This window comes from Candidatus Paracaedibacter acanthamoebae, assembly GCF_000742835.1.
GTDB classification, from domain to species: Bacteria; Pseudomonadota; Alphaproteobacteria; order Paracaedibacterales; family Paracaedibacteraceae; genus Paracaedibacter; species Paracaedibacter acanthamoebae.
In genome coordinates this window covers 731964-745899 of the sequence record NZ_CP008941.1, presented here as the reverse complement: position 1 = coordinate 745899, position 13936 = coordinate 731964, and the positions used below count along the sequence as shown (strand labels likewise).

The following is a 13936-nucleotide window of genomic DNA, read 5'->3' as shown; positions in this document are numbered from 1 at the left end:
ATTGTGCTTGAGACAATTTTGGTAAGAGATTTTAAAAGGGGGAGAGTGGCATGTCACAAAATCCGTTTCAAAATATGCAGGACATGGTGAAAGATATGTCCTCTAAGGTTATGGGTAATATGGATAAGGAGAGTATGATGATGAGTCATCGCAAAAATATGGAAGCATTAACAGAAGCAAATCGCATGGCGGTTGAAGTGATGAAATCAATTGCACAGTTGCAATCTCAATATGTAAAGCAAACATTTGATGATATGGCGTCAATTATGAAGGACGCAATGGCGCATCCACCCGTCTCAAAAGAGGCTGTGGCAAAACACACAGATCATGTAAAGTCACACGTTGAAAAGGTTGTAGGACACAGCAGTAACGTGGCTGGTGCAATCGCCAAATCACAAAAAGAAATTTTTGACTTAATGCACAAGCGTTACAGCGAAGGTATGGGTGAAATGATTGATCTGCGTGATAAAATGCGTACCAAGCATTAAACAGTCTTATAAGGTTATATAGCTTTAAACCCCGGCCAGTGTGCCGGGGTTTTGTTTATGATTTATCTGTTAAACTTTAGATGATTAATCTCAGTAAAATGTGGAACCTTGGGCTTTTTCGCAAAATTTTGGAGGTGGTTCTTCCTCAAAGCGTTCCTCTAATAAAGGTAAACTTCTCGAGAGAAGAACACGAGCGATGTAGAGTATGAAAAATATTGACAGTTGAGAGGTAAAAGCGAGATCAAACTAGGAAGTGTAAAAATAGTAAGAAAAGAATGAACGGTACTCTAGGAAAATAGAGACTTTTCTTCCTGTAAGAGAAATAGAGGAAATCGCCAATCAATTACCATGTAATTTATTTCAGGAATATCATGTATTCACAGGAAATTTTTTCGGGTACTGATTAATGAAAAATAATGCTCATATAAATAAAAACACCTAATTTCAAAGAGGGCTTCTATTTATGAACTTATATTGTCACCTGGTCTTGCTTTTTTAAGGGGCAGTGCCAGTTTTAGCTGTAGATAACGAAACCCTTAAAAAGGATAAAGAGCGTCTTACAATTTGGCAAGATGAAGAACGAATGACAAGTTCTGAAGATGAAGAACGTGGTCTGGATTCAAAAAAAGTAGGATCCTCGTCTGAAAGTTCAGACGAAAGTCAGGAAGAAGAGACCAGCGAATCAGAGGCTGAGGGAGTGGAATTAAATACCATCCATATTTTTGTCTCTACAAGTTGGACCGGAGAACATTTGCCCTTAAATCTCCGAAGTTCCCGCTCAAGAATTTTATAAAGCCTGGCAGCCTCTTTCGGCTCAATTAGAAGGAAACCCTTATGCCAATTTTATCAATCAGGTGGTTGAGATAGATGGGATTGGTATTAACAGCACAACTATAGGTGAAGAAGATAATCTTGATTATAGCTTTAATCCATCAGCATCTTCACAAAATTCCATGGAAAACTGGGAAATCTTTAATAGGACGGCAGGCCGCATTTTTAGTATTCCTAAAATGTATAGTAATCCTTTTTCTAATTACTTTGAAGGAGTTTTTGCTTATTCCACAGTTCCAGAAGAAGAATCAAATATTTCAATACAGCAAAGATATAAAAAAGCAGCAAAATTGCTTAATAGTGCGAGCAAAAAACATTACTTACGGGCTACACATTTTATGCGCCAACAAGACCTAGGGTATGTACTTGATCTGGATGCCGAGGAGCTACAAAGGAGGGAGGAGATGGATGTAGGACTTCACCAAGTAATTATTGATTATGTGAAAAGTATAAATTACCCAAGGCATACAAAAATTGAAGATATAGATACCTTAGAATCTATGCTCGATTTACTGCCAGGTGATACGGAAGTTTATCGAGCTACCTATAAACATTGGGTAGAGGAATTAACTGCTCTTCTTAAGTCTTCACGGAGTACGCCTTCAGGGTGGGTAAAAAACCTATCCACCTTGACTATTACCGCTTTTGCAGCAAACGTTTTATTGGCAAGTGCTGGAAACAGTTTGAGTAGTTGGAGTGTCGACCATATGGTTGCACCAGCTATTTTAGGCATGACTCAAGCCGCCTCAAGTATAACATCTGTGGTGGTGGGAGGAATTACTACACCTTGGATTCGTAATCTTTGGTCAAGCCTAAGTTTCTATGATCGTGAGGGCAATTTTCAGTGGAGCCCTACAAAGATTTTTCTTCTTAAGGATGACCTTACGCTTGCTCAGATTACAGATTCTGCTCGCCTTGTTATCCTTTATGGTCTGTTGTATAATGCTGAAAAAGTGAAAAACCGTATAGATTTAAAATCAGATCAGTCAAAAGCTTATATAAGAAAATTACATAATCTTATTTTATCGTGTGACTATCAACTGACACACACCTTAAGTAATGTTATTTTAATGAAAGAACAACAAGAATTTAAATACTAAGAAGGAAGAACGGTCATGATTAAAACAAGAAATACTATTAAAGCTTTTATAACACTTATTTACATTAGTGCGCTATCTTTAGCTACCGACCGACAATTAGAAGTGGATTTACCTTCTCTCACTCAAATCCTAGCACAAGAACCTGAAGTATTAAATAAAAGCTTTGGAGTTAAAACCTTTTTCAAATATAAAAAACCTCTAGATACTTCTGAGATTAAAGTTGCTGAAGATGCTTATCAACTTGCTAAGAAATACCTTTATGCGAATAAGGGGGAAGAAGCATTAGGGTTTGTGGGTGTTTCACTTTACCTAGGATACCCTGAAAGCATCAATCTGATTCATCACTTAGGGTGTGGATTACAAGGACACTATTTTGAGGGTATTAGACTTGAAACAAGGCAAAAAATTGTGAATAAATTCCGAAAAGCTTGTAAGAAAGAAGGTATTTCCCACTCCCATTTAAGGCAATTAAAGTCCAAATATGAGGCCACGTGGAATAAAAACAAGACAGATATTGAACAGCTAGAGCATGCCCGAAAGAAGTCAGAGAGGGCATGGTGGTCTTTTAATTTCTTCCGAAAAGGTAGCAGTTCTTCTGAAACCGCCCTACCTCTTGAGATCAAGGAAACAGTAGATGCTTCTGAAAAAGACTCTAAGAAAAGAAGAATTCGATCAAAAGATTACGGGGCACCACAAGATTACTCACAATCTCATCACCAAAAGGCATTGGAGGGGGAAAATCAACCTTTATTACAAGCACAAGAAGCGGGAGATCTTCTAAACTTTGAATCTAATGCAGATCAAGTCTCAACCTTTCTTCGTCAGCGCAAGACGGCTACGGTATTGACTCAACCTTTATCATCCTTAAATGGATCCTCTTTACTTCCTGAGGATAAAAAAGGAAATTAAAGGCGCCAGATTACTAATTAAGAAAGCATGAAATGATAAAAGAGCTTGCTTGTATTTTTCTCAGACTTTAACGATTACTTAAATTTTTTAAGATAGCTTATAGGTAATTAAGGTATAAAGATGAGCATACAAGGAAGGGGCTTATAATGACTTATAGAAACTTAAATCTGGCAGCTTTAATGTTAACTGTTGCCTGTGGATCCATCTCACCTGCCATAGCTGTAGACGATGCGGCTGCTCCTGTAGAGTTAGATGCTCCAGCTCCGGCTGATGCAAACAAACCTAATCCTGTGCCGGGAGGGGATGATGTTGGTACGGATGCCGGCGTTACAGATACGGCTGATGCAAGCTCATCCAATCCTGTTCCAGAAGGGGATAATACTGATGCAGATGCCGGTGTTAAAGATACTGAGGGGACGACAGAGGCTGTTGCGACTGAGGAGAGTGCTAGTGCTTCTAACGGTGGAGCTGATGTTCCTGCTGCTGAAACTACTGATGCGACTGACCCAGCGACACTGACTGAACCAGCCACCCTGGATGAACGCTTTGATAAAATGTATAATAATATGGCGACGACCCATCCACAGGAAGCTAAAAAACTTAAAAAAGAATATCATGCTAAAAAGGATAAAAGTGCAGTTTTAGCTAAATGGAGCAAAACATCTATTGAATCCCAAGATATGTTGGATGCAGTTGAGGAATTATTTGCAATCTATCAAGTTCTAAAAAATATTGATGGAGAAGCCGCGGCTGATTTTGAAAAGAAAGTTGAGGATGAAAAAGATCCGCGCACCATGTTGGAATATGCTCATAAATTATTGCTGAAAACTCTAAAGGACCGCAAATCTCAAATTGAAACTGCCAAAGCTGAATTAGAGTCTGTCTCGGTTATTTTACAGTATGTAGATGGCGAGAAGGCACAACAGGTTTCAGACATCGAACGGACAGCTGAAGATCCACGCGCTCAGATTAGCGAGGCTTATGATCTGTTAGAAAAGACTTTGGAAGAGGCTCATAAAGAAGTTGGCCTTAAGCCGCTTCAGTAAAAAATTCAAAATTTTAAAAAAGAGGGGGCAATATAGCCCCCTTTTTAGTTAGCGCCAAAATCGTGACTTAAGGCAACTTACAGCTGTGGTCGCTGTGCGTAATTTCTGCCCAGGGGCTATCCTGGCTCGATGCTTTATAGTCATGGAGCTCGTCATTATCACAAGCATAACCTGAATCAATAACGGCAACTTGTTTTGGTGTCTCAACGAACGATGATTCAAAATGATTATCCATATTAATACACTGGAAAATTGCTCACCTCGCGTAGCTTAATGCGAGGGAGATGGCGGCAATAGCCGACAGTAAGAGTATTTTATTATTTATTCCCAGTTATTTTGAAAATTGGAGAAATTCTTTATTTCTTATTTTTAGCTTTTTTGTTGACTATAGAGGGGCTGCAGTTTAATCCTTAAAATAAGATTAAAATTTTTTAAATAATGGGGGATATGGGATGATGCGTTATTTATTAACAACTTTAGGTCTATCTGTGGCCTTTATCAATACAGGTCATACGTTTGGCGGGGCGTATGTGGGGGCAGACTTAGGGCTTGGATATGCTTCAACTCAGCATAAATATGCAGATTTGCAAGGCAAGGGAAAGGCGACCCAAACAGCCTATGGTGCAGTTTATGGGGCCCATGCTGGTTATTTGTACGAAATTGGCACCTCTAAGACCATTGTCGGTGGGGAAATCTATGGTAACATGTCCAGTATGAACCCGAGTATTAAGTTTGGGGCTGATAACTTTCCCGTTCAAGGTGATGCTAAAATCCAAAGGTCAAATTCGGTTGGCGCGGCTTTGATTGTTGGTAAAATGCTTAACATTAAAACCATGATCTATGGTCGTGTAGCTTACGAGCGCGCAACCTATCAACATGAGTATAAATTTAGAACAACGAACACAGTTGGCCAACAGGCAGGAAAAACTATTAAAAAGAATATTGCCTTTACAGCACCTGTGATCGGGGGGGGACTTGCTTATAAAGTTTCCCGCATGATCATGGTCGGCGGAGAATACCAGTTTGCGGGAATGTATGGAAAGAAAAAGGTCCTTAATATGTCCAATTTCCAAACTGAAACCGATCCCGTTGAACATCGTATTATGCTGAAAGCGTCTTTTGTTTTTGGTTAGTAAGTGATCAGCGTGATCAAAAAAATGGGGCAAAATGCCCCATTTTTATTGGGTGATGTATCTCTTTGCTTTAATGGGGATGCGCTGTATCTTTGCTTTTAATTTAGCAGAGGAAGACATATTGGTGGTGGTATTTCTCGGAAAATAGGTATATTTTCTCTTTTTTAAAGGGAGTTTCTTCTCTGCTTTTATATATTTCTTAAACTGGTGCCATAATAGAGCGAAATATATATGGTCATTCTGGGCTTTGAGACGCCTCATGAGATGGCGGGTTGCATCTGAAAATGGTTGTGATCGAGCCTCTTCTACTTCTCGAGCCAATGCTATTCTTTTTAATAGAACTTCCTCCTCCTCCGGCAATACTGAAACAACGTCAATGGTAGCATCTGTTTCTTGCTTTAATACTGTTTCGTTTTTTGAGGGGAGAGAAAGGAGAGCCCCCTGATTGTCCTGTGTGTTTATTTTTTCCTGGGCTATTAGATTGGCAGTGGTGGTGCAGGTAATAATTGCTAAAATAGAAGAAATTTTAATCATAAGTGTCTCTGTTTCTCTCAGTTGGCTATTTATATCTATCGTAATTTAAAAATTATTTTTTAGTCTATAACATTTGATATGTTTTTAAGTTAAAATTTACCTTTAAGCGAGCTGGTCTTTTAGTCGCAGATAAAAGGATTAAATGAACCATCGGTTGCATTAATCTTTAAGAATGTATGGTAAATTTTCTGCTATCAATACGCAAAATCTGGCTAACTCAGCAACGGCACTAATTCCTGAGCAGTAAATAGTGAAAGAAGCATGTCTTCTCTAAAGGAATATTCTTGCTGTCCTTTTCTATTAAAGAATGAGTCATAATTACTGTGAAAATCTAACTATCAAGAAAAAAATAGGATTGATGGTGGCTAAATGATGGGATTGTGAATGCTTTAGAGAAAGAGAAAAAATTAGCGATGGTTTTTTAAAGCTTGAGATTACAATTTGCATTTGCTAGTTGTGGTTTGGCATAAAAAAACACCTCCCGGTGAGGGGAGGTGTAATCGGCGAAGCCATATTAACGCTTAGAGAATTGGAAGCGACGACGTGCTTTTGCAAGACCGTACTTCTTACGTTCAACAACACGGCTGTCACGAGTCAAGAATCCACCAGCCTTTAAGACAGGGCGAAGTTCTGGTTCAAAGAATGTTAAGGCGCGGCTGATTCCATGGCGCAAAGCACCGGCTTGACCAGATAACCCACCACCTTTAATGGTGCACCAGACATCGTATTGTCCACTGCGGTTTGCCGCACCAAAGGGTTGTTGAATGATCATGCGTAGAACGGGACGAGCAAAGTAATCATTGCTTTCACGGCCATTGACAATAACTTTACCTGTACCCGCTTTAATCCAAACACGAGCAATTGCATTTTTACGCTTACCAGTTGCATAGGAACGACCTTTTGAGTCAATCTTTTGAGTTGGCAAAACTTTTTCTTGAGTTGCTGTTGCAGGAGACTGGGAAACAGCAGACTTTAGGTCTTCAAGACCAACTTTATCAGTTGTGCGTGCCACGATTAGATGCTCCTTGAGTTCTTACGGTTCATAGATGCAACGTCCAAAACTTCTGGGTTTTGGGCTGCGTGTGGGTGTTCAGAGCCTGCATAAACGCGCAAGTTGCCCATGATTTGACGACCCAATGGACCGCGAGGAACCATACGCTCAACAGCTTTTTGAATGACGCGCTCTGGGTGCTTACCATTGATAATTTGCTTAATTGTGCGTTCTTTGATACCACCAGCATAGCCTGTGTGCCAAAAGAATTTCTTTTGGTCAAGCTTGTCACCTGTTAAGTGAACTTTCTCAGCATTAATAATGATGACGTTATCACCACAATCAACGTGAGGCGTATAAGATGTTTTGTGCTTGCCGCGAAGGCGGTTAGCAACCAGAGAAGCAAGACGACCAAGAATCAAATCTTGTGCGTCAATCAGAATCCATTTCTTTTTGACTTCGCTGGGTTTAATTGACAATGTACGCATGACATTAACCCTTGTACTAACTTAAAATAATAAACTGTATTCAATAAAACATAATTCACCAAGGGCGTCAAGAAAAACGATATGGTATTATAAAGCCATATCCTGAGGGGTTAGTAAATTTAGGAGGGTGAAATTAAAGGAAAGGAGGCTTTTCCAACCCTCCTTTTGTCCTTTTTTATTAGGGAGTAAGAGCCGCCTAATTTTAATGACTACTCGATGACTGTTTTCCATAGAGTACCTCATCGACACTATCAACGATTGTGTTTGTCAAATTGAGACCAGCGTATCCTCCCAGTCCCGCTCCCACAAAGGGAGATAACGCTGTTCCTATCAGAAAATCTTGGACACCTGAGCTATTTGACCTGCCTCCACCAAAGGCCCCTCTCATTTGGTTCATAAAACTATAAATAACACCACCGGCTGATGCACCAGCGGTTCCCACCACAAGGCCTGCCGTGCCTCCAACTGCTACCGATACTGTTCCTAATGCTACTTTGGTGGTTACACGGGCACTTTTACGTGCTCCTCCTAGAATTTTCCATAGTAATTTTTGGGTTGCTCTATTCCGCTGTTCCTTCCTAAAAGTGAGGGTTGGTGGTTGGCTAGTTGGGTTTGATGATTTTAACTTTGAATGAAGTAAATCGGGGTGATTTTTTTCTATCCAAGCAATAAATTGAGACTCTTGGCTTTGGGAGATAACGACAACCGGGACAATTAACCCTGGATGAGTTAACCCCTCGCTAATATGTTGCAGTTGCTTACATAAATCCAATTCATTTTCGAATGCCAGAATAAGGGGGCGCTGGAAAAATTGATCGGGCAAACTCATAGAGGGTGTGGCGTCCGTCGCTTGCTTTGGTTTAATAGATACTTCGGAATTTATTTCAGGATAATAGGCATGAAGATGTCCATTGAAAGCTGGAATCCAGTCCTCCGGTAAAATAACCCATGGGGTAATGGAGTTCTTCTCGTCAAGTTGAATATCAAACTTAACGTACCCAAATTGCTGATTTTTATGAGTTTGCTGATGGTAATCGTGGGCGCGTGAAAGGACGGTTTTAATCTCCTCAAATGGCGGAACAACATCCATTGCGACTGAGGGAGATGGAATGCATGCCAAGCTTAAAGACAGTATTAAGCTGTTTCTTTTTTCTGAAAATTTCATGGGACCCCTTACTATTTAAATTAAATCTATTAAAATTGTATCATTTAAAACTAATTTTAAAATATTTGTTTTATTTTTTTGCTTTAGTGGCTTGAATAGCCTAAATCTTAAGCGACAAGAGGTTTGTAAGATTTTGTTTTTAGAGAGAATCTGCTGATCAACGAGAAAAAGTTTGTAATATTAAATTTTCTTGCTCATATTAACTTTAATTTGGTATTAATCAAAAATGTTTCAGTGGATTGATGTGAATCAATCCTCAAAGTTTAACTAACCTTTAATGGTGGTGCATGACCCAAACGACACACATGACGGATCAGATTATTGATTCTGAGGTTCAAGTTATTGAACACAAAACAAAAAATGATCAGTTATATCGTTACTGGCAGATTCGTATTTTGTATTCCCTAACATTTGGGTATGCTGCTTTCTATCTCGTGCGCCAGAATTTTAATTTTGCTTTACCAGTTCTTGTGGATGAGTATGGTTATACGCGTACTGAGCTCGGATACATTGCCGCTGTATGGCAGGTTGTCTATGGGATTGGTAAATTTTTAAATGGTTATATCAGCGATCGGTCAAATGCTCGTAAATTTATGAGTTTAGGCCTCTTGGGATCGGCTTTGACCTGTTTGTTAATGGGCTTTGGGAGTGGCTATTGGTTTTTCACAGTTTTGTGGGCGTTGAATGCGTGGGTTCAATCCATGGGGTGGCCGCCTGTTGCTAAGTTATTGCCACGATGGTTTTCCCCCACCGAACTTGGAACTGTTTGGGGAATTGCCAATGTGTCTCATCAAGTTGGTGGAGCCATTATAGCCGTTCTTTCTGGTTTTATTATCCCCTTGTATGGGTGGCAAAGCTTATTTATCCTGCCGGCATTTTTTTCCTTAATGATAGGATGCTTTTTGTATGAGCGTTTACGCGATACACCCCAATCATTAGGGTTAGAATCAATTGAGGTGCATCGTAAGTTGATTTCGCGGGAAGAAGAAAATGATAATGATGATAGTGATGTAAGTTTTCTTGCCGTCATTCGCACTTTAGTTCAGAGTAGAAATCTGTGGTATGTGTGTTTGGGGAATATGTTTTTATATATTGTTCGAATGGGCGTTCTAACCTGGGCTCCGACATTTCTTAAGGAAAGTAAGGGCGCCGAATTTGTTACCTCAGGGTTACAGGTTGCAGCCTTTGATATTGCTGGTATGATTGGTGGAATTACAGCAGGGTGGCTGTCAGATAAGGTCTTTAAAGGGCGCCGGGGCCCTGTGAGCTTTTTCTTTATGGTTGCCTTGGTATTTGCCTTAATTTATTTTTGGACCATTCCAGCGGGGCATCATTATATGAATGCTATCGCTATGATTTTTGTTGGTTTCTTTGTCTACGGGCCTCAGGTTCTTGTGGGTGTGGCCGCAGCGGATTTTGCATCAAAGAAAACTGTCGGCATGGCCGTCGGTGTAACAGGCACATTTGCCTATATTGGGAGCGCCTTAAGTGGGATTATTGTTGGTTGGCTAGCTGATAACTATGGCTGGAATGCTGGTTTTATCTTCTTTATTGGAGCTGCTATTTTATCCTGTATCTGTTTTGCCATGACTTGGTCGGCCAGAGCAGCTGTATTAGAAAAAGCAAAAATTTAGTTTTTGTGTTGTTGGAGTTTTAATTTTTCACTAAGATAAGCGTATTATGAAACAAGAAGCACATGCATTTAATCTCGTAAATCCATCTCAACTCAGCTTTCGCGCGCCTAAGACAATTGTTCTTGTAGGTCTAATGGGGGCCGGTAAAACAAGTATCGGTCGGCGTTTAGCAAAGCGTCTTGAGATTGATTTTTTTGACTCAGACCACGAAGTCGAAGTCGCTGCTGGTTGTCCAATTAAGGAGATCTTCAACGTTTACGGAGAAGAGGCTTTCCGCGTGGGCGAATTCCGTGTGATCAATCGTCTGCTGGATCAGCAAACCCATGTCTTGGCTACGGGTGGCGGATCTTTTATGGAAGAGAAGACTCGGAATATTATTAAACAAAAGGCCATTTCAGTTTGGTTGAAGGCTGATATTGATACCCTTGTGGCCCGGGTGTCTCGACGCACCGATCGCCCTTTGCTCGAGGATGCAGGAGCGCATCATGACGTTTTGAGTCAGTTAATTAATGAACGTTACCCCGTTTATGAAGCAGCCGATGTTATTGTTGATACCTTTGATGAGCCGACTAATACAACGGTTGATCGTGTTATTGTGTCTCTTGCTGAGTATATTAGGGATCGTTTTCCAAAAGACTATGTCTTAAAATCTATTTAAAAGTTAACTCCGGCAGTTTGTCGGGGTCTTCTTTATTGATCATTAAGGACTGCAAGAGCAGTCCTTTTGTTTATATGAGATTGATATAAAACTATGAGAGGCTAATAAGGAGGGAGATAAAGGTATAAGAGCCTCTATAACCCAACTTCACTAAATAACTCATCAATTAGAGGGGGATGTCGATTTAGGGCTGCTCAGTAATAGAGGAGAGTGGTTCAGATGGACCGACGCTCTGATGGACATTATTCAAGGTCATAGCGTGAGATGTATCCGGCCAATTTGGTTCCAAAGCTGTAGGAGATAAAGTGGTATTTTCAGCTGGCTTTGGCTCGTCTAAACGGTAATTAGCTTTTCCCTGCATGATCAGATGAAATTGCTCGGCCATTTCTTCAGGCGATGGGGGCATATACCCACTTGAATCCAGCGCTGAATGATCTTTATTTTGCATTGAATAAATGTATTTTAAAAAACTTCGCAAGCCAGGGCTAGCCTTAAGGGATGAAACTTTAACATATAAATAAATGGGTGCTGAAAGGGGATATTTTTCACTTTTAATCATATCGATTGTAGGTTTAAAGCCATTAATAGCGACCAGATTTTTTGCTAATTCAGTCTGGAGGAGGGCTGAGGGAGGAGCAAACGTTATAATTCCTTTTTTTCTAGCCAATAGGGCTAAGGGAGTGGAATCTTTATCCGACAAATTGACTTCAGTCAATACATTATCAGATCGATTATCCAGACACAGCTCCTTGTATAATTTGGGTTTTTCTGATCTTATCTTTGTAATTCCGGGCCGCGTTTGACAGCCGGAAGCAAGAATTCGATCTTCAAAAATATCTCTTAAACTTGATGCTTTGCGGGGAACAAAAACAAGGATAGGAGCTGATGTTAATAGATCTCCGTTCTTGGATACATCGTGCCAAATCTGAGTCGCATTGGGGATCGTGATGTCATTCTTATAATCAAATTTTGCGACTATTTTATAGAGGTCTTGCTGGGAAATATTTTTAAGATTAAGCTCAGGGGAGGCGAGGGCAATAATGGCTCCAAACCCCATTCTTAATTCAATAAAATCGTTAATCCCTTCGTTGCTGCAAGAGACTAAGTCTTCAGGAGTCAACTTTTTGGACGTCACATAAACATCGAGGGCATTAATTTTTTTAGAACAAAAGGATGTAAGAGCGTGTGGGCCAACTGATTTAATAATCAGAGGGGCAATATACTTCTTAGATTTGCGTCCATAAGCATCTGAGAATTGTGTTAGGATTGTGTTGGCAATAGGATGAGTCGCTATCTTTGGCTGGATTTTCGCAGCGGCAGTTTCATTTGTAATAGAAAGGAGAGTAATGATATAAAAATAATCTTTCAAAAAGCGCATTATCTAAAGCTTTTATTGATGGCCTTAAATAATATTAAAAAACATTTACCCTTTGCTAACAATTAGATTCATAATCGTTAACAACAGCTTTCCCCAGACATGGTGAGTAATTATGGATATTTCTGACCTCTTAAAATTTTACGCCTCATCCCTTGGTATGGAAGTTCAGAATAGGCTAACTAACTCAATTACGGAGTTGTGGCCCTCTGTAAAATGCGACACCTTCATTTGTCATGGCTTTCCTTTCCCATTTTTAAATGACATGGTTCTGAAAGTAGAGCGTATGGCCGTTTTTATGAGCCCCCATATTGGAGTAATGAATTGGCCTTTAAAAGGAAAAAATATAACCGCTCTGGCTGAGGAAGGAGATTTACCTTTAGGGGATGATAGTGTTGATCGACTGCTTCTGCTCCATTCCCTTGAATTTTGCCAAAACCCCAGAAGCTTTCTTCGAGAGATTTGGCGGGTGTTAGCGCCCGAAGGTCGGGCCATCGTGATGGTTCCCAATCGGCGGAGCTTATGGTCGCGCCTGGATCATACCCCCTTTGGTCATGGTAATCCCTATAGTATGGGGCAGCTGTCTTACTTGCTTAAAGAAAATCAATTTGAGATTTGTCAGAAAGTCAGAAGTCTATATATACTACCCAGCGAATTTTGGCACAATACCGTTGCTGCTTCAATTGCTGAAAGTTTGAATAAAACGTTCGCGGAGAAATTATCAGGTGTGGTAGCGATTGAGGTTAAGAAACGGGTTTATAGTGGTACTTTGCCAAAAGAACGGAAAAGGTTATTAATAACCCCCTCGCCAATTCGGGCAAAATTGTCATCACGTGATGATTTAGGGTAAAGTCGTATAGGGCCTAAATAGAGTGCCCCTTTTTCAAGGGATAGAGGTAAGGTTATCTCAACTTTGCTATTGGACATTCCTTTTATAAGACCATTAATTGCGGAAAATTGTTGCTTAGAAAGCACATCAGCCTGGGCCAAATCACTTAAAACTGCGGCAGGGTTAACAACTCTTAGCGACAGTTTCCCAGAATATCCATCTTTTGGATTAATAATCCCGGTAACAAATATCTGTCCAGCTGCTGGCGATGGGCCCACTTGGGGAATCTCGATACTTAGATTCACTAAATTAGTCGACAAATCATAGGTAAATGATACTAAGGTCTGGGGAATGATGAAGTGAGGGGCGTTAAGAAGCCTAAAACCTTGAACCAAAGCCTTATCAGTACTTAAGCTCTTAATCCCCAGCTTGACCTTTCCCTCAACTTGTTTTGCGCTCCAAATGTTACTGCCGGCAGGGATTAGTTTAGTATTAATGCCAGGCCATCCCAAGATAACGGGTTTAATTGACCCAGTTATTGAAAAGGAATCATTGACACCCTCTATTTTTATTCCAGAAAACGCTAGAGAATCCTTATCAAAAACCATGGCTTGGATGCTTACTTTATCCCTATGATCCTGGATATATTGGGCAATAAAGTCATTTAATTTAGGTTGTAAAACGTATCGTTCGGTAAGTTTTAAGGAAAGTGCGATTATAATGATAAGCAATCCAAGGTTCCGAACGAAACGCAT

Annotated in this window: 16 protein-coding genes; 9 read left to right on the top strand and 7 right to left on the bottom strand. The window is 40.1% G+C overall.

The window, feature by feature from the left end; all coding sequences use genetic code 11:
- Window positions 1-50: 50 nt before the first annotated feature.
- The 5 genes from ID47_RS03385 (at window position 51) to ID47_RS03365 (ending at window position 4374) form a co-directional block, all read left to right on the top strand.
- The gene (locus ID47_RS03385; RefSeq protein WP_038463863.1) at window positions 51-488 is read left to right on the top strand and encodes a phasin family protein; all 438 of its coding nucleotides are present in this window, start codon (window positions 51-53) and stop codon (window positions 486-488) included.
- Window positions 489-993: 505 nt separating this feature from the next.
- On the top strand, window positions 994-1281 hold the full coding sequence (locus tag ID47_RS03380; RefSeq protein WP_038463861.1) for a hypothetical protein: 288 nt from the start codon (window positions 994-996) through the stop codon (window positions 1279-1281).
- A gap of 61 nt (window positions 1282-1342) precedes the next feature.
- Complete coding sequence (locus ID47_RS03375; protein ID WP_038463858.1) at window positions 1343-2419, top strand: hypothetical protein; 1077 nt, start codon at window positions 1343-1345, stop codon at window positions 2417-2419.
- 15 nt (window positions 2420-2434) lie between these two features.
- Complete coding sequence (locus ID47_RS03370; RefSeq protein ID WP_038463855.1) at window positions 2435-3328, top strand: hypothetical protein; 894 nt, start codon at window positions 2435-2437, stop codon at window positions 3326-3328.
- A gap of 146 nt (window positions 3329-3474) precedes the next feature.
- Window positions 3475-4374, top strand: a complete 900-nt coding sequence (locus tag ID47_RS03365; RefSeq protein ID WP_038463852.1) for a RodZ family helix-turn-helix domain-containing protein — start codon at window positions 3475-3477, stop codon at window positions 4372-4374.
- 67 nt (window positions 4375-4441) lie between these two features.
- On the opposite strand, the gene ID47_RS12800 is transcribed toward ID47_RS03365, so the two are convergent.
- A complete protein-coding gene (locus ID47_RS12800; protein WP_156956630.1) occupies window positions 4442-4609 on the bottom strand; it encodes a hypothetical protein in 168 nt (55 codons plus the stop codon).
- A gap of 217 nt (window positions 4610-4826) precedes the next feature.
- Here ID47_RS12800 and ID47_RS03360 point away from each other — a divergent pair, with 217 nt between their 5' ends.
- Window positions 4827-5507 carry a hypothetical protein gene (locus ID47_RS03360; protein ID WP_038463849.1) on the top strand — a complete coding sequence of 227 codons (681 nt, stop codon included), beginning with the start codon at window positions 4827-4829 and terminating at the stop codon, window positions 5505-5507.
- A 45-nt stretch (window positions 5508-5552) separates the two neighbouring features.
- Here the strand turns inward: ID47_RS03360 and ID47_RS03355 are convergent, their stop codons facing one another.
- From ID47_RS03355 to ID47_RS03340, 4 genes are all read right to left on the bottom strand, one after another.
- Window positions 5553-6041: a hypothetical protein gene (locus tag ID47_RS03355; RefSeq protein ID WP_038463846.1), complete on the bottom strand. Its 489-nt coding sequence runs from the start codon at window positions 6039-6041 to the stop codon at window positions 5553-5555.
- A gap of 514 nt (window positions 6042-6555) precedes the next feature.
- Window positions 6556-6966 carry a 30S ribosomal protein S9 gene (rpsI, locus tag ID47_RS03350; RefSeq protein ID WP_232223307.1) on the bottom strand — a complete coding sequence of 137 codons (411 nt, stop codon included), beginning with the start codon at window positions 6964-6966 and terminating at the stop codon, window positions 6556-6558.
- An 89-nt stretch (window positions 6967-7055) separates the two neighbouring features.
- Window positions 7056-7520, bottom strand: a complete 465-nt coding sequence (gene rplM / locus ID47_RS03345; protein WP_038463840.1) for a 50S ribosomal protein L13 — start codon at window positions 7518-7520, stop codon at window positions 7056-7058.
- A 202-nt stretch (window positions 7521-7722) separates the two neighbouring features.
- Complete coding sequence (locus ID47_RS03340; RefSeq protein WP_038463837.1) at window positions 7723-8685, bottom strand: hypothetical protein; 963 nt, start codon at window positions 8683-8685, stop codon at window positions 7723-7725.
- A 287-nt stretch (window positions 8686-8972) separates the two neighbouring features.
- Between ID47_RS03340 and ID47_RS03335 the strand changes: the two genes are divergently transcribed.
- Window positions 8973-10319 carry an MFS transporter gene (locus ID47_RS03335; RefSeq protein ID WP_051908518.1) on the top strand — a complete coding sequence of 449 codons (1347 nt, stop codon included), beginning with the start codon at window positions 8973-8975 and terminating at the stop codon, window positions 10317-10319.
- 46 nt (window positions 10320-10365) lie between these two features.
- Window positions 10366-10977 (top strand): shikimate kinase, encoded by a 612-nt coding sequence (locus ID47_RS03330; protein ID WP_038463835.1) that lies wholly within the window; start codon window positions 10366-10368, stop codon window positions 10975-10977.
- Between the two features lie 184 nt (window positions 10978-11161).
- On the opposite strand, the gene ID47_RS03325 is transcribed toward ID47_RS03330, so the two are convergent.
- Window positions 11162-12355 carry a PstS family phosphate ABC transporter substrate-binding protein gene (locus ID47_RS03325; RefSeq protein WP_038463832.1) on the bottom strand — a complete coding sequence of 398 codons (1194 nt, stop codon included), beginning with the start codon at window positions 12353-12355 and terminating at the stop codon, window positions 11162-11164.
- Between the two features lie 112 nt (window positions 12356-12467).
- On the opposite strand from ID47_RS03325, the gene ID47_RS12300 reads away from it, so the two are divergent.
- The gene (locus ID47_RS12300; RefSeq protein WP_075261555.1) at window positions 12468-13202 is read left to right on the top strand and encodes a class I SAM-dependent methyltransferase; all 735 of its coding nucleotides are present in this window, start codon (window positions 12468-12470) and stop codon (window positions 13200-13202) included.
- On the opposite strand, the gene ID47_RS03320 is transcribed toward ID47_RS12300, so the two are convergent.
- Window positions 13109-13936: a DUF2125 domain-containing protein gene (locus tag ID47_RS03320; protein ID WP_038463829.1), complete on the bottom strand. Its 828-nt coding sequence runs from the start codon at window positions 13934-13936 to the stop codon at window positions 13109-13111. The two genes, ID47_RS12300 and ID47_RS03320, sit on opposite strands and share 94 nt — an antisense overlap.